The organism is Terrimonas ginsenosidimutans, from assembly GCF_022012415.1.
In the GTDB taxonomy this organism is placed as follows: Bacteria; Bacteroidota; Bacteroidia; order Chitinophagales; family Chitinophagaceae; genus Terrimonas_A; species Terrimonas_A ginsenosidimutans.
This window is the reverse complement of the sequence record NZ_JAKLTR010000014.1, coordinates 43277-65391: the sequence shown is the minus strand read 5'-3', so window position 1 is coordinate 65391 and position 22115 is coordinate 43277. Positions and strand designations below refer to the sequence as shown.

The window sequence follows — 22115 nt, the reverse complement described above, 5'->3', positions numbered from 1 at the left end:
CAAAAAAAACTGCCCCCGATTTTGTCGGGGGCAGCAGACAAGGACTATTGTTTTGCGTAAATCAGCTTGAGAACCCAAAAGATACGTAATCTGTTTTATCTAACCTTGTTTTTCTCTGTCTACGTTTACTGATTGTAGATCAGACTTACCGCCCGTTTCCTCGTATCAGCTGCTGCGCTTATCGTACTGTATCCACGGGCAATGACAGTCATTACACGCTGATTGGACGTAGCGACAGATGCGGCGCTTGCATATGTATGAAGGTTTGTTGCGCTACCGGCAGAGCGTATAGCCCATGTTGTACTGGCGTTATTGGTAGGGATGGTAAAAGCAGGACTTACCCCTTTAAAAGGAATATTCTCCGCTACTTTGAGCGTACCCAGATAAAGATCAACTCCGGGAAGGTCTGGCATCAGGTTAATGAACTTATACCGTACAAAACCAGAATCTGGCGCAGTGAGAGAATCCACCACCAGTAAAGAGGTTGTTTTTGCCGCAGTATCTGTAAAATACAAAGAATACTTTTTACCAGCTTCAAATGTATTGGTGGAAGTCGCCAGCAGCACTGAATCGTTGGCTGTTCCCACAAAGGGTCTCGCTATGGTGATCTTGTTTTCCCTTGCCGGAACTATAAGATAATCAGAAGTACTGCCTCCTCCTGTCTGCAAACCACCACCGGGAAATGGTGTGGGATTGCCCGAAGTAAAGTTGAGGACACCACTGACCCTTGCATCATTTATTTTGATATGAAAGCCCGGGTTTGCCTGATAGGAGGATGTAAAGATAACTTTTACCTGAGCTTCCTGCGGCGTGATATATTGAAACTCGCTGGAGCTGAGTGCGTTTTTTTCGCAGCCGGCAAGCAGTGCGGATATTCCCACTGCCATGACTAGTTTTCCAAACCTGTATATTGACATAATCTTCTTTTTAAAATAGAATAATTGATTAAGGCACCATGAACCACATGTCTTTTACATGATAGTCGGGAGCTGTAGCACCGATCCTTGTCAGCTCTTCCAGGTTCCATACATATTCCGAGTTATAACGCGGTCTGATCCTGGTGGCCAGCTTTCCTGCATTGATCACGGGCAGGGCAGCAGGTACTACAAAGCCACGATAGACCGGAGTGTTGGTTACCGGGTCATTGTCCAGGTAATGAAATCTGCGCATGTCAACCCAGGTCTCAAAGAAATTCCATCCCCACAGAGCAATATATTTTTGCAGCATAATGTCCGTCAGGGTAACTACGCCGGCACTTTGCGCCACATTCGCACTCGTCATATATGCACTACGCTGTGCAGCGGAGATCGGGGTAACGTTGTACAGGGGGACATTGCTCCGCGGAAATGTTGAGCGGTTGATAAAATCAAAATGCCCATTGATCCCGTTGATGTAAGCTGTGTATGCGTCAGCGGTTGCACTTTTACGGTATGCAGCTTCGGCTTTTGTGAACTGCAACTGAGAATATGTTATGACAGGAGAGATCACCTTGTCGCGGAAAAGGTATTTACCTCTTGACGGATCAAAACGTGTAGCGCTTGGATTGGCGTATAAGGAATCACCGAAGGGCGCCGCTGTCCGCGTATTGCCTGTGTTTGGTTCTCCGATCCCCGGTTCAAGGCCGCGATAGCCACCGTTGCCGTTTGTTGTATCATTCGAGGCGGAGAGCATATGCCTGATCCTTGGGTCCCTGTTGGCAAATGTCTGGGCGCCTGCCATCAATGAACCATCCAGCAAACCAACGATCATTTTCGTTTGGCGGAATGTGGTCAGGTTGTCCCGATAGGGACCATAGAAGTTACTGTCATCATTTTTAGACGCATCAAACGGGATCACGAAATCTTCGTTGGAGTTGATAAAAGAACGGTCAACGTATTTGATGACAGAATCAGCAAACCGGCTGGTATACTCCGCTTTGTTAGTGAGGCGGTGAAAATTCATGGCAAGAACTCCATTCACTAATTTGATCCATTTATCCCTGTCACCATTATAAACAAAATCACCTTTGCTTAAGAGGCTGTTTGCAGTGCTCAGATCGGAACGGCCGAGGTAATCAAGGGCAAGGCGGCAAAGAGAATCTACTCCACGATAAGTCACATCCTGCGGATCATATTTAAATACAGAAGTGTTTTCTTTAAATGCTTCTGTATATATGATATCACCATACTCGTCAGCAGTCATTTGGAAAATAAGCGCCTTCAATGCATACCCTGCACCAACGTAATCCCACTGACCTTTTGCCAGTCCGCGATCTATGATATAATTGAGGTTCGCACCCAGGCCGAAATAGCATTGTCTCCAGATATCGCCCCCCACATCGGTCACCGTAGGGTAGCCCTGGAAGTTATGGACATCCCAGGCGTTTGCGGAAGTGGACTGCGCAAAATTCTGGATGTATTTTGAAACATACCGGCCGTCATATTGCGTGCCGCGGGGAATCGCTGAAAGCATCGCCGGAAAAACCGATGAAGCATCTGGCTCTTGCGGAGTGTCCGGGTCGGAATTTATATCGAGATATTTCTTACAGCCGGGAAGGATCGAGATGGCCAATAGAAATGGTAAGATTATTTTTTTCATAACTCTTTTTTTAGAATTGAATTGAACATCCAAAGTTGAAACCACGTGGAATACTTAACGCACCGAAATCGATGCCTGCGCCACCAAAGCCGGTGTTGCCTGCTGTATTCGCATTCACACTTGGATCAGCACCGCTATAATTCGTGATCATGAAGAGGTCTGTTCCTGTAAAGAAGACTGATGCGCCTCTCACGAATTTCACCCGGCTCAGCCATTTTTTGGGCAGAGCATACGAAAGAGTGACATCCCTTAATCTGGCCCATTTGATATTCTTTTCCACAAAATCTTCTTCCACCGCTGTGGTCGTACTTGAATAGAAGCCAGAGTTTGCAGAAGGAGTGATCACAATGGTATTCTTTGTTGGATTTGATGTATTCTCCAGGCCGTCTGCCAGAACGCCTTCAATCACTCTCGGATTATCCCTGTCGAGTGTGCGTACGCTGTAGCCGGTCAGATACAGGAAGTATTCTGTGCCGTTGAAGACATCCCCACCTTTACGGAAATCAATATTGAAAGAGAGATTGAACGATTTGTATGTGAAACGGTTGATCCAGCCAAGTGTGAAATCAGGCTGCCGGTCACCCACAGTCACGAAGTTCTCATCACGCAGAGGCATGCCGGTGGTTGGGCTGATAAGGACCTGGCCGGCATTGTTACGGCGCAATGTGTTTGCTCCCATGTTGCCGATATTCGCACCCTTGTAGTATTGCGAGCGAAGGTTTCCGAATACCCAGGTGTCGGAATCATAGAAAGTGGGGAGATCCACAGGCATGGAAACGATCTTTCCCTGGTTATGAGCGAAGTTGAAATTGCTTTCCCATGTGAACTTGCTGTTCTTGAACGGTGTTACACCTAACTGCACCTCGATACCTTTGTTTTCGACTTCACCGCCATTGAACCATTTGATCACAAAACCTGTTCCGTAAGAAGCACGGGCAGCAAGGATCTGGTTACGGCTTCTAAGCGAGTAACGCGCCACATCAAGTCTTACCCGGTTATTGAAAGCAGCCAGTTCCACTCCATATTCGAAGCTCTTCGTTTTCTCAGGAACGATATTAAAATTGTTACCCGTTACATCATACGCATATCCTCCGCCTGTTGTGATCTGGTTGGTGAATCTGTAATCGATGATGTATGGGGAGATCGGGCCTTTACCTGTTGTCGCATAAGACACCCGTCCCTTACCGAAGCTAAGCCATGGCAATGCGTCCTTCACGCCCGGCACATCGGAGAATGCAAAGCTGAGAGAGCCTGATCCATAGTTAAAGAAGGGATCCTTATCAACGATCCTTGAAGTAATGGTAGATACACCTTCACGGCTACCCGCCAGAGAGAGGTACAGGTAGTTGTTGAATCCTAATACATAGTTACCGAAAAAACGTACTTTACGGATCTTCGTAACAGTCGTCTTGGCATCGCGTGACAGTGGATCAGTATTGTTTATACCATAAAAATCTCTTTCGTAAAAACGCTCACCTTTCTGTGCTTCTGTTTTGGTGTTGTTATCTTCAAAATAAAAACCGGCAGTCAGGCTGTTGGAGAATTTACCAAAATTCTTTGTAGCAGTTGCCCGGTAGGTATTGCTGATATTTCGCGTTGTTTGTGTATAAAGAGAATAGAATCCGTTAGAAGCAAACCCAAACCTCGAAAGAGGGTTTGTTACGAGGTAACCGGATTGAGTATAGTAATCCACACCAACAATAGCCGCGACGTTGAGCCATTTTGTAATATCAGCCGTCAAATTCACATTGCCTGTAAGGCGATCAACTTTATCCTGTGATATGTTTTTGTTAACATCCCAGAGCGGGTTGTCATATTCCAGGGTATAGTTGGTGATATTCCGGATAGGTATTTTTGTCCCATCTGGATTTTCAAACCGGCGAATGTCACTTTCAACAGGCCATGCAAGGAGCGTTAACACATACCCGCCCGCACCTTTTGTTGCTTTATCCGTTTTTGTATTCACGTACGTCAATGAAGTGCTGAGCCTCGCCTTACCAAACTTGGTAGAACCAGTCATACGCATTGTCAGCTTTTCAAATCCTGTATTGGGAACGATACCTTTTTGATCAAGATAGCCTGCAGAAAGACGATAAGTGGTGATATCATTACCAGATTCGACATTTACATTGTGCTGTTGAGTAAACCCGCTGCGAAAGAAATTCTTGATATTGTTATAACGCGGAGCACCTTCAGGAATCTTCGGACCGAAAGCGCCATTTACCCCGGCACCGGCGGCCGTACCCAGGATCGAAAAAGGATTTACAACGGAAGTCGGGTCATACACCCCGTTTGAGCCGATCGTATACTGTGTCTGTATTTCAGGGAACCGGTAAAGCTCTTCCACACGAAAAGAGTTATCATAGGAAAGGGTTGCTCTTCCGCCTTTGCCTTTACGGGTAGTAATGACAATGGCACCTGATGCACCGTCGGAACCATACAATGCTGTAGCCTCCGGCCCTTTCAGGATCGTTACGTTCTCAATGTCCTCAGGATTAATATCCGCTGCACGGTTACCATAGTCAGAGTTGCGGTTGGTAAATGCGACTGACTGACCACCGATCAACGCTTCCTGGCGAAAGCTCTGGTTGTCAAAAGGCACCCCATCCACCACGATCAGCGGCTGGTTATTACCGCCTATTGACGTAGCACCCCGGAGTACGATCTGCGAAGACGCACCCGGAACCCCTGAAGTTGGAGTGATCGTAGCACCTGCTACCCGACCCGCCAGTGAGTTGAAGAAGTTATCGCGACGGGTCTCTGCGAGATCTTCACCGGCCACCACCTGCGTGGAATAACCCAGTGATTTTTTCTCGCGGCGGATCCCATATGCAGTTACGACCACTTCACCAAGGCTCCCGGCAGCAAGTTTCAGATTGATAGATAACGTACTGGATTCTCCAATCCGAACTTCATATCCCTCATAACCTACATAACTGAATTGCAAAGTTTCAGTTGCAGAAGCACGAATGCTGAAATTTCCTGCGAGATCAGTTTGAGTCCTTCTCTCTGTACCTTTAACCGAAATAGTCACTCCTGCTAGCGGAGTCTTGTTGTCATCAGAAATGACAGTACCCGTGATCGTTCTTTCCTGGGCCATCAATACTGACGGGAACAGGAACAGCAAAAGGGCCACTGCCAACCGGAGAACTCTTCTCATAGCTGTGTTGTTGTTTTAGTATAATAAATGAGCAGTTAACGAATCTAAGCAGCTCTCACAGGATCTGGATGCCGGCATCTGCATACGGTTTCAGCAACGGGTCATCTGCATCCGTTTCTGTAATCAATATGTCGATCTTATCCAGCGGACAAATTTGGATCGGCTGAAATGTATTGATCTTTTCAGCGATGGACAGGCACACTACTTTACGGGAAGCTTCGATCATCGCCTTTTTCAGCTGCACAACTTCCCAGTCGTTATCGGTAATGCCATGTTGAAGGTCGATCGCATTGGTGCCAACAAAGCAGATATCAGCCTTGATCTGTCTGATCTTGGCGATCGCTTCTGAACCAACCGTGATCTTGGAACTCTTGGATATCTTGTCTCCGATCAGTATGACCTCAATATTCGGATGATCCATGTATTCCAGGATGGCCGCAATGCTACCGGAAATAAAAGTTGCTTTCAAATGGGAGGGGAGCAGGCGCGCCATTTCCACAATAGTGGTGCCGCCGCCCGTGAGAACGAACATGCCATTTTCGATCAGGCCAATCGCTTTCTGCGCGATCCTGATCTTGTTCTGTTGGGAATAAACACCGTTAACCGGTACATGCACCTGACTGAAAGAACGGGAGAGTGCACCTCCATGGACCTTGATCAGCTTGCCTTCCTCGGCCAGCTCAAGCAGATCCCGACGGATCGTATCCTCCGATACGTGTATATCCACGCTCAAAGTCGAAGAAAGGACCTTGTTATGCAGGTTTACTTGCTGCAGTATATACGACTGTCGTTCTTTCTTCAGCATAGCAGTTAGAGTGTTTGAAGAAAGTTAAATATACGGTGAAATGCCGCATAAAAACGCAGAAACCCTAAAAAAACTTACACGAATGCGCACGAATAGCCGCGAATGTGCACGAATTGCATTTCAAATATCGAAAATCTGCGTTTTTGCAGTTTGAAGAAAAAAACTCCTGTTTCCAACCTGCCCCGGATTCCGAAAGCTATTCGTGCAGATTCGTGGCCATTCGTGATCATTCGTGTTCATTCGCGGCTATTCGTGTTCATTCGCGTTAAAATATGAAGCGCACGCTCAACCCGATCGCCGCCGGCTCGAAGGTGATATCATTAAAGAGATTCAATTCGGGTTTCCAGTCGAGAGAAAGATTGAGCGGGGCATTGGCGAATTTGTAGTCGAGGCCCAGAGAACCCATCGCGCCGAAATTCGTTTCCGTATCATTCGCTTTGCGGTTGGGGTCATAGACCTTTTCAAAGCCGAGATAGCCGCCTCCGCCATAGAACCATTGCAGGCCTTCCACGCTCAGCGGTTTATGGATCTGTAATACCGCACCGATCGCAAGCGGATCTCCAAAGGAGAAGAGCGCTTCCACTGCGGCGACATCGGTAAGAAAATGTTTGAGCGTAATCGAATTGTTGACCATCGCCTGGCTGTTGCTGAGCCGAACACCAAGAGCGGTTTTATACTGGCCATAAGAAATTTGGGCAAAGAGAAGTCCGGCCGCTACTACCGTAGCAGAGATAAGCTTTTTCATGAATGATGTTTTTGTTGGTTATTTATCCGTGTCCGGATGGATAACGATGGGAAAGGCGGGAATAGTTTTAAGGAAATGGTAAAACGGAATTCGTTGTCCGTTGACCGTTGACGGTTCACCGTTGTCCGTTCACCGTTGACCGTTCACCGTTGTCCGTTGGTGGTCACCGCTGATTGGCGGAGAAGGCGGACAGGGGGAAAATGGAAAGAGGCTGCCTTTAAAATGAAGGCAACCTCTTTCCATTTATCCCGGTAAATTTTTGTGCTGCTTCTGCCGCTTTATCCGGTCAACGGTCAACGGACAACGGTCAACGATCTTCTCTCTCACTCATACATTTCAAACTTCGATTTCGGTCTTCTACTCTCCAGCCATCTGAAATTATTCAATTTCATTTCCGACGGGCTTTTCTGTTTGATCGGCCAAACGGTGCCATTGACGGAACTCCGGAAGACAACCTTATCCAGTTCTTTTTGTACGAAATAGATATCAATCACATCAGAATGGGATTCATTGATGCCGGTGTAAGCGCTATCATCATCTGTTATATAATAGATACATTCTGCAAATCCTTTCGCGCGTAAAGAATCGATATTGCCGTCGATGAACCATCCATCGATACGGGTTGATTTGATCTGGTTATAGACTTCATTGTCCAGCCGGTTGACCATGAAGCCATTCTCAAACGCTTCTACTTTCTTCGGTTTTTTGTTCTCGGTATAGAGATAGATCGTATCGCCCGTTACCTGGTTTTCCTGCGCCCAGACGACGGGGTCTTTATATAACCTGAAGATGGAATCTTTGAATGAATAGAACATGCTATCGCCCACAGCCTGCAGTGAGTCATTAAAGATGCGCACATTTCCATATGCTTCGAAATAACGGTTCGAACTGTCTTTCGGATCCATGGCAGCCGCTTTCAATCCTTTAAGCGTATCGACAACAATGGAGTCGATACCAAATTTATCAGTAAGACGTGCGGAGAAAAGTGTATCTGCGGCAATGAACACGGAATCTTTTTCCTGTTTGATGATCATCAGTGGTTTTCGCGTGGCGAGGATCGCCTGTGTTTTGCTATTGCGGTAGATCACCCCGCCGATGATGGTCTGCCCCTGTGCGGTATCAACCACGATCGCATTCCCTTCAACGGTAAGTATGCTGTCATTCTGGGTGATCCTGTCTCCCCGGACGGTCATGTTCTTATCATAGATGACCGGTCTTCTGCCAAATTCCGCCTGCTTTGTTTCCTGATTATAGAACCCTTCCTTTGTGATGATCGTTTTACCAGTAGTATCGTGAATGACCGTGGTTGAAATAAAGCGGGTCGTTTTGCTTTCGGTATTATACAGCAATGAATCTGTCGTAATATCGTAAGCGGGATCCTTCAGCTTTACGTCTTTCTTAAAATAGATATCTCTCAGATCGGCATAGTACCAGCCTTCTTTACTGGTCAGTACCGTTTTTTCATTTACGACCTTGCCTCCGTTCTTATAGATCCCGATATTGGTTTCCATATCGTATTCGAGACTGGGTGTGGTGAGTGTGCCTTTCCCGTCTGTCAGTTTTACGTTACCGTCGAGATATGCGAGTTTCTTCTGTGTGTAGTAAAGAAGGTGATTGGAATAAATATCTGTTGTATCGTCATCAATATGCACTTGCTTTCCTTTTCCCCAGGCTTCAAATGTGTTGGTGTTATTGTTCATCACGCAGCTGTCGCAAAAGAACAGGGTAGTGCCCTGCCGGAGTTTTACGTCGCCGGCGATGATGGTCAGCCTGGTAGAATCGTTCAGTGTCTGGAACGTAAGTCGTTTGGTGTAGTTAAGGATCTCGATCTTCTGGGTTGTATCTCCGGCAGCAGGTGGTCCGGCAGGTACATGCACATTCTGCTGGGCCATGCCCTGGAAACCGAAGCAGGCGAGCAGTAAGATAAAGAATAAAAATATCCGCGTATGGTTCATGGTTTGCCGGTCGGGTGTACTAAGTTAACGGTTACTCCGAAGAGCGTTCGACGGCCCATGCCTGAGGTTCGATTATTGGGATGCCTCAGCATAAGCCCTCGTCCATCACGTCGCCAACCATCGGTCAGCGGCCTACCGGGGTACCGTGTCCTTTATAGCGGGCGAAGTTAGGGCACCGCCTTTGTCTTTTTTGCCAAAGATGGAAATATTAACGTAGCGTTTGGGGTGAACGCGCAGGTCATCCATCAGGATCTCAGCGCTGAGAACGGCGTCATTCAGCTTGTTGTAAAGGGTTTTGTCATTGATCAGCGCACCCAGCGTTCCTTCATTGCTGGAGATCTTGTTGATAGCACTCTTCATCTGCGTGATCGCGGCCTGCAGCGAGTCCATAGTCGGCTGGATCTGGATACCGGACAGGTTGCGGGTAAACCGCTTTGTATTGCTGATGATCTCATTGATGCTGTCATTATTATTCTTGAGGTTGCCGGTGATCGAGTTTACGTTGGCCAGCGTTTTGGAAAGCGCGCCGTTATCTGCATCAAGCATCCGGTCAAGAGAATGGGTGGCATGGTTCAGATTGGCGATCGTTCCCTGGAGATTTTTCTTTGCATCGGTATCAAACAGGCGGTTCACGTTTGACAGCAGGATATTCAATGTGTCCAGTGTATTCCTCACTCTGGAAAGAGTTGGGGATACTTCAGCGGTCAGCCCGCCGAGCAATCCCTCATCTTCGCGTGTATGAAGGCTGTCTTCATCTTTCAGGTAAGTGGCGGCATTTCCTTTCTCTATCACGATAGTGGCCGCTGAAAGACCGCCAAAAGATGATTTAATGTAGGCTACGGAGTTGGACGGAATATTCACATCGCGGGTCAGGCTGATCGTCACCCGGATGCCGGAAAGGTTTTTATCCAACTCGTGCATGTCATAAACCGTTCCGACGGTAAAGCCGTTAATCTTCACTTCATTGGCCTTGGCGAGGTCGCCCACCCGTTCGAATATCGCGTAGATCTTGGTCTTGTTGTCAAAGATGTCCTTTCCCTTCAAAAAATTGAACCCCGCGATCAATAATCCCAGGGCCACTACCGTTAAAATCCCGACTTTAGTTTCGTTGTTGATCTTCATGATGTTGGTTTACGTTTCCAGGCCGCCAAATTACCACTTATTATTTAAAAGACCGTTTGGGGCTGGGGTGTAAGCGATGCAGTTGGGTAATACTTTCTATAAATGTGCCAAAAACGGAATCGGAGACCGATGACCGTTGACCGATGACCGTTGACCGATGGCCAGGCTCCGCAGTTCAACGTTTCCCGAAAAAACAAACATCTCCCTTGGGAGATGCTCTATAAAAACTGAAAAATTCCTGTTTGTTGTTTGATTTCGGCCATCGGCCATCGGTCAACGGACAACGGTCAACGGACAACGGTCAACGGACAACGATCCTACGGCGTAGTCGTGATCGTCCTGGACTCCACCTTCTGCTTGTACGTTCTGAACGCACTTACAACATTGTCAACAATTTCTTTCTGGCCTTTATCGCTATTGATATATTCTTCTTCGTTCTTATTAGTAATAAATCCGATCTCAACAAGGATGCTTGGCATACCGGTGGCCTGCAGAACCCAGATACCGGTATCGTTTCTTTGTTTCACACCACGGCTTACGCGGCCGGAAGCGGCGAATTCTTTTTCAACAAGATCGGCGAGGTTCAGGCTCTTACGGAAGAATTGCTGTGCATAGATGAGCATTCTTGCTTTTTCGGCCGGATCGGAAGGATCGGGGAGGTGCAGATCCATCGCACCGGTCGAGTCGATCTCACCATAATACTCGATCTTGGAGAGAGAGTTGACCTTCGCGTCGTTCTTGCTCAGTGCCCAGATATAGGTTTCTGTGCCGTGTGCTTCGTTCTCCCTGTATCTTGTTTCGTAAGTATACTTATAAGAAGTAACGGTCCTTTTCTTTTTGCCTTTACCGACGGTTTTCTTAACGGGTGTTTTACCCGTCACCACTTTTTCATACCAGCCGCCGGCTTTTTTGCCGGAAGAGTTGCAGTGAATAGAGATGAACAGGTCTCCATTAGACTCGTTGGCCAGGTTTGCCCTGTAGTACAGGTCGTCCTGTTTTGTTTTCTTATTACCAGCACCAATATCAGTTGAGCGGGTATATATAATATTAAGATCGGGAAATTCTTCTTTAAGCGTGCGGCCCAGTTTCAGACCTACAGACAGACTTACATCGGCTTCATTGGAGATCAGACCGCGCGCACCGGGGTCAAAGCCTCCATGTCCGGGATCAATGATCAGCGTTTTGATCGTTGCTTTCTGGCCAGGGACAGTAGCGGGAAGCTCTATCAATTTTTGTTTTCCTGAAAACGAAAACAGTAAGAGGCTCATCAGGGATACCGGGAAAACGACTAACAGAACTCGTTTTAGCATAACATTTCCTTTAATATTGTTTTATGACTGGAATCTTCACAAATAGTTTAGGGATGAAAGGTTTACATTTGCTGCCAACCGTATGGATCAGCTGCGCAAATTTAGTCCAAAATACTTTTTAACCGTTCCAATCCTGGCTGCTATCTTATTCACCTTAACGTGGAAAGCGGCCTCACAACGCATTGAATCATCGTATTTTGACACTCCTTTAACATTCTCCACGGACACAATACCTGCGAAAGATACCATCCCGCGCATCGATACTGTACCACGACGTACCGGAATAACGACAACAGACACTACTCTGTTGCCCGGCGCCGATTCTGTAACGCAAAAAACAGACACTTTTTCTGTAAAACTTTCTAAAGATTCCTTTGACGAACCGATAAAGTATTACGCGGAAGATTCTGCTGTGGTGAAAATTAAGACTAAAAAGATTATCCTGCACGGTAAAACTAAAACAGAGTACCAAACTGTTACATTAGAAGCGCCAACTGTCGAGATCGATCAGCAGACGCAGATCCTTACGGCAATGCATTCAAAAGATAGCGCAGGTAATATTGTGTCGGATGCAAAGTTCTCCGACAAGGACCAGAACTTTACCAGTGACACTATCAAATTCAACTTCAAGACACAGAAAGGGCTGACCAAAAATACCATTACCCAAACGGGGGAAATGTTTGTACACGGAGAAGTGGTCAAAAAAGTAGACAGCGCGGTCACTTACGTAAAACGCGGGTACTTCACCACCTGTAATCTTGATGAGCCTCACTTTGGTTTCCGCGCCAACAAGATCAAAGTGATCAATGATAAAGTGGCTGTATCGGGGCCAACACACCCGGAATTTGAAGGGGTGCCATTACCCGTATACATCCCCTTCGGGTTTTTCCCGCTTTCCAATAACCGGCACTCGGGGTTATTGCCGCCACAGTTTGCAACCAACGATCAGATGGGGCTTGGTTTGGAAGGTCTCGGTTATTACCACGTAGTGAATGATTACTGGGATGCAAAACTCTATGGCAACGTGTACTCTTATGGTAGCTGGTCGGCAAACTTCAACCCGACGTATCAAAAACGTTATCGTTACCGCGGTTCACTGAACTTTGGCCTGCAACGCACAAAGCGTAATTTCAAAGGAGATCCCGATTACTATTCCAATAACAGCTATACGCTTACCTGGAGCCACTCTGCCGATGCAAGGGCCAGGCCGGGTACTTCGTTCTCTGCAAACGTGAATGCCAGCTCCACCACGTATAACAGGAACGTTCCGAACAACGCAAACCTGAACTTCCAGAACCAGCTGAGTTCATCCATCACGTATTCCAAAACCTGGGTGGATAAACCGTATAACCTGACAGTTAGTGCCAACCATAACCAGAATAACCAGACGGGCATCGTAAACCTTAGCCTGCCGGATGTAGGCTTCTCGGTGTCCACGCTCTATCCATTCCAGCGGAAAGAGTTTGCGGGAAGCAAACGCTGGTACGAGCAATTGGGGATCGGTTATAACGGTACATTCAGAAACCAGGCTTCGTTCTATGATACTGCGTTTACGCTGAACAGGTTCCTTGATACTGTACAATGGGGTGCACAGCATAATATTCCGATCACTCTTTCACTGCCGCCTATAATGGGTGGCGCGATCATCCTGTCGCCGTCGATCTCTTACTCACAGGTCTGGCTGGCGCAGCAACGCACCCTTACCTGGAATGATACCGAACAGAAAGTTGATACGGCCATCAACAAAGGATTTTATCTCGATCACCAGGTGTCTTTTGGCGTATCGATGAACACAGCTTTGTTCGGAACATTCCGTTTGAAGAAAGACAAATCGATCAGGCATATCATCCGGCCAACGATCGGCTTCAGCTACGCACCATCATTATCCCGTAAATATTATGATACGATCCGCGTAAATGCTGCGGGTGATTCGCTCACATATTCAAAACTTCAGGGTGGGATGTATGGCGGCTATGGTAATATTACGAGCGGAAGCATCACTTTTGGCCTCGACAATAACCTGGAGATGCGTTACAAACCGAAAAATGATTCAACCGGCGAGTACAAAAAACTCCGGCTGATCGAAGGATTTGGTTTCAACGGATCATACAATCTGCTGGCCAAAACACATAAGCTTTCAAATATCTCCCTCTACCTCCGGAATAACCTGTTCGATAAGATCAACCTCAACGCCACCGCTAATTTCAGTCCCTATAAGAGAAACCGGCTCGGCGGAGACGATACACTTTATGCATGGCAGGGACCAAACAAAAGCCTGGGGCGTATTACTGCCGGAAGTATTTCCCTGTCCACCTCTTTCCAAAGCAAACCGAAAGATCCTGCGAAAGACAAAGAGAAAAAAGAGGAGATGGACAAGCAAATGAATGACCCCATATTTGCTGCAGACCGTCAGCGCTTGCTGGATTATATGCGGCAGAATCCTGCTGAGTTCGTCGATTTTAATATACCCTGGAGCTTCAGTTTATCCTTCTCCTTCTATTTCACAGAACAGGCAAAACCGGATTACAGCGGCTTTGAAACAATTACCAGCGCCAGCACGAACTTCAATGGAAGTTTCAGCCTGACGCCGAAATGGAACCTGAGTGCAAACGGGTACTATGATTTCAGAACAAAAAAGCTGCAGACATTTACAATGTCTATTTCCCGGGAAATGCATTGCTGGCAGTTAGCGATCAATGTAACGCCTGTGGGTCTGTTCCGCTTCTTCAACTTTACCATAAGTCCAAAATCAGGGTTACTGCAGGATCTCAAGATCAACAGGACGAGAAGCTTCTATACGCCGTACTAAAGGTTTTAAGGGGAAGGGGTTGGAAGTGAAAAGTTTAATAGTTTAAAAGTTTAAAGTTAAGAGATACTGAAAGGTGGTAATGTGTCCAAACAGATAAACTATCCAACTATTAAACTATTAAACATTTAAACTATTAAACTTTTAATTTTTCCCCCGCCCATCTACTGATTCCCCAGGTAATATTCCTTCATTTGCCGGAACACTTTCTCTTTTAGTTCTTCTGCTGTTAATCCCGCAGGGTCAACAGGTGGGAGGTAGTGCATCTTTAGCCTGTAGGGGAGGAAGAAGAAAGGTTTATCTGCGGGCAATGCTTTTTTGGTATTAAAGATCAGTGCTGGAACAACTGAATGGCCTGTATCTTTTGCAAGACGGAATGCCCCGTCATAGAACTTTTTCAATGGTTCACCGGTACGGTTCCGCGTGCCTTCCGGGTAGATGCACATATGCAGCCCTTTGGCGAGCACTGCTTTCATTTCATCATAACTTTTACGGCGGCTGCGTTCATCATTACGGTCTACGAGTACGGATCCTTTTGCGTAGAACCATCCGAATAAGGGTACTTTCACAAAAGACTTTTTTGCAATGGTTTTATTACCCCCTGGTATGTATGGGCAGGAAAGCGGAACATCGAGAAATGAATTGTGGTTGTAGGTGACCACATAACTTTTCCCTTTCTGAAAGTTCTCTTTGCCGGTTACTTTAACCGGGCAGCCTACCAGCAGCAACCAGAGATCCATCCATACTTTCGCAACACGGATAAAGTAATGGGTCGCTTTTGGCTCCGGCAACAGATAAGCGATCATCGATGGCAGGAAGATCAGCAAGAATGTTGCAGCAAAACTTATCAAACCCCAGACAGCCCAGATACGACCAGCAATTTCCCGGAAAAATTTCATTCGTGTATTTTGAAGTGACAAAGGTAGGGAATGGGCTGCGGATGAGATAGTCGACAGACCACGGACCAGCGGTCAATCCTCCAGCTGCCAGTTCACCGGGTCGATCCCTTTGCTCATCAGGTATTCATTTGCTTTTGAAAAGTGTTTGCAGCCGAAGAAACCACCGTAAGCCGACAGCGGAGAGGGATGCACTGACCGCAGGATGCAGTGTTTGTTTTCGTCGATCAGTACTCTTTTTTCCTGAGCGAATTTCCCCCAAAGAAGAAAGACCACGTTTGATTTGTGTTCGGATATTTTTTTGATGACAGTATCGGTGAAGGTTGCCCAACCGATCTTCGCATGACTCATGGGTTCTCCTGCCCGGACGGTAAGTGAGGCGTTCAGGAGGAAGACACCATTCTTTGCCCATTGCGTCAGATCACCATGATGCGGGATTCTCACACCCGTATCCTCCTGCAACTCTTTAAAAATATTCATCAGCGATGGAGGTGGAGGTACGCCCTTTTGAACGGAAAAACAGAGACCATGCGCCTGTTTCGGGCCATGGTATGGATCCTGGCCAAGTATTACAACTTTGACCTGGTCAAATGGCGTTGTATTGAATGCATTGAACATATAGCTCCCGGGAGGATAGATCGTTTTCCCCTGCGTCATTTCTGTTTTCAGATGTTTGGCAATGTTCTGGAAATACGGCTTGTCAAATTCTTCTTTCAGAACCTGCTTCCATGATGCTTCTATTTTAACTTCCATGTGAGGTATTGATTGAGCGCGGAAAGATACAAAAACCGGAGGAGTGCCGTATGATGATAATAGGTTGTATCACCGGGCTGCTTCTCTTTAATGTACTCCCGTTAACCAGTTTCCAGCTTATTTATTTCGGCGATAATAAAATCAAAGATGTTCCTTTCAAATTTTCTACACACCATCGGTCATCAGTCATCGGTGATCGGCCATCTTCCCTTTAATAAAGCCAGTTTACCGTCAATATTGCCTGTTGCATACATACCGGTCCACTTCATTATTCTCATTCGTGATTTGAAAGGAGAATTCAGTTTCATCGATCCTGTCTATCCTGAGAATTGACCTTGCGCGGGAAGGACCGGTGCTTATGATCTCGATATGGTTATTGTCTGTAAACCTGTACCGGAGAATTTCATCAAAAGGGAAAGGGTTTGTTCGTTTATGTACCATCGTACCCCGTAGAAAATGAAAGGTCTCATTTCCTGGCACCAGATAAAAGCCGGGCATGTCGTGCCCATGGTACATATGGACCTTCCACGTTGCCTCTACCTTTTCTTCATTGGGGAAATCACGATCTTTTTTGCACGAGGCGTTTAACAGGAGAATGGAGATGATGACAGCGTTTATTGGTGAAATGTATCGATTCATTTATTATGATTTTGGGTATGGTTTGATTTTTTTGCTGCATCCTGTCGGACTGCTTTGGTTCCTCGGATATTTTTGAGTGATGCGGGATTTGACAGGATCAACTTTAATTTAGTCATTTTTCCAAAGCGGCAATGGCAGAAAGCCGGAGGGAATCAACTGTTGGCACCGGACCGGCGAGTTTTTTTTGAGATCGAAAGTGTCAGTGGGGAGGATCATTCCATGTGGGAAGACAGACCAGCCGTCAAAATTAACACGTCTGCAAACAAAAAAGCGAAGCCTTTCGACTTCGCCTGTGACCCGGATTGGATTCAAACCAATGACCTACTGCTTAGAAGGCAGTTGCTCTATTCAACTGAGCTACCGGGCCGGTTTTAAAGCAGGGCGCAAAGATAAGGGTGGATGCCTTTTTTTACAAAAAAAGTTGTATCAATCTTTCAGAAAATGAAGATTTTCAGGAATTTGAACCATCTGTCCCTGTGCTACAGCCAGTATGTTAGTACCTGTAAGAGCCTTCGTGAAAAATTAAACGCCCGCTTTGGAATTTGCCTGACCCTGAATGGCAATAGCGCCTGTCCTGTGGCTTGGTTAAACACCACAACTGCCTACTGAGCAGTAGGTCATTGGTTTGAACCCGACCGGGGCAAGGAGATGGACGGCTTGGGTGTCTTCATGCCGTAACTGTTTCTTCAACATCTTTTCCACCATTTACTTACTCCTGCCAACCTTTCCACAGGCCTGCGACAGTTCTGCCGTCTAAACAGGGGCAGCTCAACGACTAAGCTGTTCCAATATTCGAAACGTTTAGGTCCGTTTATCCATGAAATTCCAAACAGTTTTCTTATTTATCTATATTTGAAATTATCAACCAAACCAAAACAGTTAAGGCTTATGATTTATCGTCGCCTCTCAGGCTTCGCATTGTTCCTGTCTATGTCTTTTACCGCTTTTTCGCAGTCGACGCCTACAGCAAACTATGCGCTGGCTGCCCGGTTTTCTCCCACCAAAGTGAATAAGATGCTGTTCAGCACCAGCGTGGATCCACACTGGCTGAAACTCAGCGACCGCTTTTGGTATGTATACGAGAACCGTGACGGAAAGAACTGGTATATCGTAGATGCTGCTAAAAATTCCAAACGTCAGTTGTTCGATCCGGTAAAACTTGCTGCGGAGATCACCCGTATTGTAAGAGATCCGTTTGACGGGCAACATCTCCCGATCACTAACCTGAAGTTCACAGCTGATGAGAACAGCATCCGCTTCGAGATCCTGAGCACACTTGATGAAGAGAAAAAAGATACTTCGAAAACACAGGCCGGTGCGGCTGCAGGCCGCGGTGGCCGTGGTGGTGCTGCTGGTCGTCCGGGCGCTCCTGCACCCGGTGGCAAATCAAAGAAAACTTTCTTCTTCGAATACAACCTGAACACAGGTGTGCTCACCGAAATGAAAGATTACGAAAAGCCAAAAACGCCTGCAACCTGGGCTTCTTTCTCCCCGGATAAGAAGTTTGTATTCTTCTCCCGTAAGAATAACCTTTATTATATGGACAGCGCAAACTATAGCAAAGCGCTGATCAAAGAAGATGACAGTACGATCGTTGAATTTCCGCTCACAAAAGATGGTGTGGAAGATTACAGCTATGGTGGTGGTGGATTTGGCAACGAAACAAACGTTGACAAGGAAAAGAATAAAGACAAACGTAAAAATGTGGGTCTGCTCTGGTCAAAAGACGGCCGTTATTTCACGTTGACAAGAACTGATAACCGCCTGGTGAAAGATCTCTGGGTCATCAATAATGTGGCTGAACCAAGACCAACATTGGAAACGTACAAGTACCAGATGCCTGGTGAGAAGGAAGCGCCGCAACGCGAGTTATATCTTTTCGATTTTCAGAACAAAACAAACAAGAAGATAAAGATCGCTGCATTTAAAGACCAGGAAATGGCTGTATGGAGTGCGCCGCCATTGCAGAAAGAAAGAGATGATGAAAGACGCGCATCTTTTTGGCAGGGAACAAATGATAAATTTTACCTGAGCCGTACAAGCCGCGATCTGAAAAGGATCGATCTCTGTGTGGTGGATATCAACAGTGATTCCGCCCGTGCAATTGTAGCAGAAAGACTGAATACATATGTTGAAAGCCGTCGTGTGGGTCTGATCAACGGAGGAAAAGAACTTATCCAATGGAGCGAGGCTGATGGATGGGCTCACTTTTATCTTTATGATGAAAATGGAAAGCTGAAAAATCAGATCACCAGCGGTGCATTCCACTGCGAAGACATTGAAGGCATCGATGAGAAGAACCGGGTGCTTTATTTTACCGCAAACGGCCGGGAACCTAATGAAGATCCTTACTACCTTCACCTGTACAGGGTGAACTTTGACGGTACCGGTCTGAAACTGCTGAACCCGGGTAACTTTGATAACACCGGCAACGTGGATGATAACAACCGTTATTTCGTAAATACTTCTTCCCGCGTTAATACCGCACCTGTTTCCGTATTGCAGGATGTAACGGGAAAAGTAATGATGACCCTGGAAACAACCGACATGAGCGGTCTGTTTGAAGCAGGTTACAAATTCCCTGAACCTTTCAAAGTAAAAGCAGCAGATGGTTATACCGACCTGTATGGTGTGATGTACAAGCCATTTGATTTCGACAGCACAAAGAAATACCCGATCATCGAGTATGTGTACCCCGGCCCTCAAACCGAAGCCGTAAACAAAGCATTTGGTAAAGGCATGGATCGTATCGACCGTCTCGCACAAATGGGCTTTATCGTGATCACTGTCGGTAACCGCGGTGGCCACCCAAGCCGCAGCAAATGGTATCATAACTTTGGCTATGGTAACCTCCGGGATTATGGCCTGGCTGATAAAAAAGCAGCAATTGAGCAGCTTAGCTATCGCTACAAGTATATCGATGTTGAAAAAGTAGGGATCCAGGGACATAGCGGTGGTGGTTTTATGAGCACTGCGGCAATGCTGGTTTATCCAGACTTCTTTAAAGTGGCCGTGAGCAGCGCGGGTAACCACGAGAACAATATCTATAATCGCTGGTGGAGTGAGAAACACCACGGTGTAAGAGAGCAGGTAAGCGACAAAGGCGACACGTCTTTCGTTTATGCGGTGGAAAGAAATCCTGAACTGGCTAAGAACCTGAAAGGACACCTGATGCTTAGTCACGGTGATATCGATAACAACGTGCACCCTGCCAACTCTATCCGTATGGTGAATGCTCTGATCAAGGCGAACAAACGCTTTGAGCTGGTATTATTGCCGGGTCAGCGTCACGGATACGGCACTATGACAGAATACTTCTTCTGGCGCCAGTGTGATTTCTTCGCGCAGCATCTGCTTGGCGCTGTTCCAAATTCAGTGAACATCGAAGAGATGGATCGTGAACTGGAACTGGGCGGCGAGAAGAGAGCTGGGGCAGCTGCACCGGACGAGGAGTAATCACTTGAACCGACAGGCGTATTCGCAACGCAGTGGACGCAAAGAACCGCGGAGAGCGCAACGGCATCAATCCATTTGGATGGATCCGTTGCGCCCTTCGCGGTTCTTTGCGTTCATTGCGTTACTGCTGCGCCCGTCAAATTAAAGAAGCCCAGGCCGGTCTATAAATAGACATCAATTGCCGTAACATTTCCCGTTTAACTTAGCTTTGCACCTATGAACTCAGTTTTTAATTACGGAACAGATCAACTCACTGTATCCAAAACGATTGCCATTGCCAATGGCCAGCTTCAGGGGCGGCTGAATGAAACAGCTATTCAAAAGATCAACACCAGCCACGATCATGTAAAACAGATCGTAGCGGCGAATAAAACCGTTTATGGGGTAAATACCGGGTTCGGTATCCTTGCCAATACACCCATTTCAGAAGAAGATACAGCGACGCTTCAATATAAGATCCTGCAAAGTCATAGTGTCGGGGTAGGGGACCCGATCCCGGTTGAAGTAGCGAAGATCATGCTGATCACAAAAGTGCAATCGCTGTCGCAGGGATATAGTGGCGTGCAACTGTCTACACTTGAACGGATCATCTGGCATATCGACAACGACGTGATCCCTGTTGTTCCCGAGAAAGGCAGTGTTGGTGCCTCAGGAGATCTGGCCCCGCTTTCGCATTTGTTCTTACCGCTGATCGGTTTGGGCGAATGTTTCTACAAAGGAAAAAAAGTTGCCACAGCAGACGTATTCAAGCAGGAAAATATTTCATCGATCACACTTGGCCCAAAAGAAGGTCTTGCCCTGATCAACGGCACGCAATTCATCCTGGCATTCGCAGTGAAAGCTGTCCAACGTTTGCATAATTGCCTGGAGGCCGCTGATATCATTGGCGCGATGAGCCTTGAAGCGCTGACCGGTACCAAAGCGCCATTTGACGAACGCCTGCATGAACTGCGCAGTTACCAGGGAAACAAACTGGTCGCCCAACGCCTGCGTGTGCTACTCGACGGTTCAGAGATCATGCAAAGCCATATCGATTGCGGACGTGTACAGGATCCCTATTCGCTTCGCTGCATGCCGCAGGTTCACGGTGCCAGCCGCAATGCATGGCTGCACCTGAAAGAATTAACAGAGATCGAATTGAATGCTGTTACCGATAACCCGATCATCCTTGGTGCAGACGATACGATCAGTGGCGGTAATTTTCATGGACAACCGATGGCATTGCCACTCGATTATGCCTGTATAGCCGGTGCGGAAATAGGAAACATTTCAGACCGCCGTTGCTACCTTCTGCTGGAAGGCAAATGGGGGCTGCCGATGTTGCTGATGAACAATGTGGGTTTGAACAGCGGGTTCATGATCCCTCAATACACTACCGCCGCATTGGTCACAGAAAACAAAACACTGTGTTTTCCCGCGAGTGCTGACAGCATCCCGACCTCACTCGGACAGGAAGATCATGTGAGCATGGGAAGTATCAGCGGACGCAAGGCCAACAAAGTACTGGATAATCTTGAATTCATACTCGCAATCGAACTGCTCAGTGCCTGCCAGGCGATCGAGTTCAGAAGACCGATGAAAAGCTCTTCGCTCCTGGAATATGCCCACGATCTTGTGCGTAATAACGTGAGCTTTGCAGAGGAGGACCGGATCTTCGCGGATGATATCAACCGCGTGGCAGGAATGATCAAAGACTTTTCATTCGTGAAAGCGGTGGATGAGTTTGCGGTGAGGAAGAAAGTGGAACTGAATCAGGGATTTGAGGCGTTTGGTTATTGAGAGGAGCGGTGGAAGGTTTGGAAGGTTTGGGAAGTTCCATAGGTTTCATAGGTTGCAAAGGTTCCATAGGTTTACTGATGATGAAAACCGTATTCAGCTATTTATTAAAATG

At 46.8% G+C, this 22115-nt stretch carries 14 protein-coding genes and 2 tRNA genes; 4 read left to right on the top strand and 12 right to left on the bottom strand.

Annotated features, from left to right (window positions below):
• Window positions 1-125: 125 nt before the first annotated feature.
• The 8 genes from LZZ85_RS19870 to LZZ85_RS19835 all read right to left on the bottom strand — a co-directional run bounded on the left by LZZ85_RS19870 (window position 126) and on the right by LZZ85_RS19835 (window position 11674).
• The gene (locus tag LZZ85_RS19870; RefSeq protein WP_237875105.1) at window positions 126-917 is read right to left on the bottom strand and encodes a DUF4397 domain-containing protein; all 792 of its coding nucleotides are present in this window, start codon (window positions 915-917) and stop codon (window positions 126-128) included.
• Window positions 918-945: 28 nt separating this feature from the next.
• Window positions 946-2577 (bottom strand): SusD/RagB family nutrient-binding outer membrane lipoprotein, encoded by a 1632-nt coding sequence (locus LZZ85_RS19865; RefSeq protein WP_237875104.1) that lies wholly within the window; start codon window positions 2575-2577, stop codon window positions 946-948.
• 10 nt (window positions 2578-2587) lie between these two features.
• On the bottom strand, window positions 2588-5737 hold the full coding sequence (locus LZZ85_RS19860; protein ID WP_237875103.1) for a SusC/RagA family TonB-linked outer membrane protein: 3150 nt from the start codon (window positions 5735-5737) through the stop codon (window positions 2588-2590).
• A 55-nt stretch (window positions 5738-5792) separates the two neighbouring features.
• Window positions 5793-6542 carry a DeoR/GlpR family DNA-binding transcription regulator gene (locus tag LZZ85_RS19855; RefSeq protein ID WP_237875102.1) on the bottom strand — a complete coding sequence of 250 codons (750 nt, stop codon included), beginning with the start codon at window positions 6540-6542 and terminating at the stop codon, window positions 5793-5795.
• Between the two features lie 265 nt (window positions 6543-6807).
• Window positions 6808-7287: a hypothetical protein gene (locus LZZ85_RS19850; RefSeq protein ID WP_237875101.1), complete on the bottom strand. Its 480-nt coding sequence runs from the start codon at window positions 7285-7287 to the stop codon at window positions 6808-6810.
• Window positions 7288-7610: 323 nt separating this feature from the next.
• Window positions 7611-9242 (bottom strand): OstA-like protein, encoded by a 1632-nt coding sequence (locus LZZ85_RS19845; RefSeq protein ID WP_237875100.1) that lies wholly within the window; start codon window positions 9240-9242, stop codon window positions 7611-7613.
• Between the two features lie 132 nt (window positions 9243-9374).
• Window positions 9375-10364: an MlaD family protein gene (locus LZZ85_RS19840; RefSeq protein WP_237875099.1), complete on the bottom strand. Its 990-nt coding sequence runs from the start codon at window positions 10362-10364 to the stop codon at window positions 9375-9377.
• A 317-nt stretch (window positions 10365-10681) separates the two neighbouring features.
• Window positions 10682-11674, bottom strand: coding sequence for an N-acetylmuramoyl-L-alanine amidase family protein (locus tag LZZ85_RS19835; RefSeq protein WP_237875098.1), 993 nt, complete (start codon window positions 11672-11674; stop codon window positions 10682-10684).
• A gap of 415 nt (window positions 11675-12089) precedes the next feature.
• Between LZZ85_RS19835 and LZZ85_RS19830 the strand changes: the two genes are divergently transcribed.
• Window positions 12090-14483 (top strand): putative LPS assembly protein LptD, encoded by a 2394-nt coding sequence (locus LZZ85_RS19830; RefSeq protein ID WP_237875097.1) that lies wholly within the window; start codon window positions 12090-12092, stop codon window positions 14481-14483.
• A 161-nt stretch (window positions 14484-14644) separates the two neighbouring features.
• On the opposite strand, the gene LZZ85_RS19825 is transcribed toward LZZ85_RS19830, so the two are convergent.
• From LZZ85_RS19825 to LZZ85_RS19810, 4 genes are all read right to left on the bottom strand, one after another.
• The gene (locus LZZ85_RS19825; protein WP_237875096.1) at window positions 14645-15379 is read right to left on the bottom strand and encodes a lysophospholipid acyltransferase family protein; all 735 of its coding nucleotides are present in this window, start codon (window positions 15377-15379) and stop codon (window positions 14645-14647) included.
• A 72-nt stretch (window positions 15380-15451) separates the two neighbouring features.
• Window positions 15452-16129 carry a uracil-DNA glycosylase gene (gene ung / locus LZZ85_RS19820; protein ID WP_237875095.1) on the bottom strand — a complete coding sequence of 226 codons (678 nt, stop codon included), beginning with the start codon at window positions 16127-16129 and terminating at the stop codon, window positions 15452-15454.
• A gap of 231 nt (window positions 16130-16360) precedes the next feature.
• Window positions 16361-16768, bottom strand: a complete 408-nt coding sequence (locus LZZ85_RS19815) for a hypothetical protein (RefSeq protein ID WP_237875094.1) — start codon at window positions 16766-16768, stop codon at window positions 16361-16363.
• A gap of 293 nt (window positions 16769-17061) precedes the next feature.
• Window positions 17062-17135: transfer RNA gene (locus tag LZZ85_RS19810), tRNA-Arg, on the bottom strand.
• A gap of 203 nt (window positions 17136-17338) precedes the next feature.
• Here LZZ85_RS19810 and LZZ85_RS19805 point away from each other — a divergent pair.
• The 3 genes from LZZ85_RS19805 (at window position 17339) to hutH (ending at window position 22003) form a co-directional block, all read left to right on the top strand.
• Window positions 17339-17412: transfer RNA gene (locus LZZ85_RS19805), tRNA-Ser, on the top strand.
• Between the two features lie 244 nt (window positions 17413-17656).
• Window positions 17657-20224, top strand: a complete 2568-nt coding sequence (locus LZZ85_RS19800) for a S9 family peptidase (RefSeq protein WP_237875093.1) — start codon at window positions 17657-17659, stop codon at window positions 20222-20224.
• Window positions 20225-20440: 216 nt separating this feature from the next.
• Entirely contained in the window at window positions 20441-22003 is a 1563-nt protein-coding gene (hutH, locus tag LZZ85_RS19795) for a histidine ammonia-lyase (RefSeq protein WP_237875092.1), read from the top strand.
• The last annotated feature ends 112 nt before the right edge of the window (window positions 22004-22115 follow it).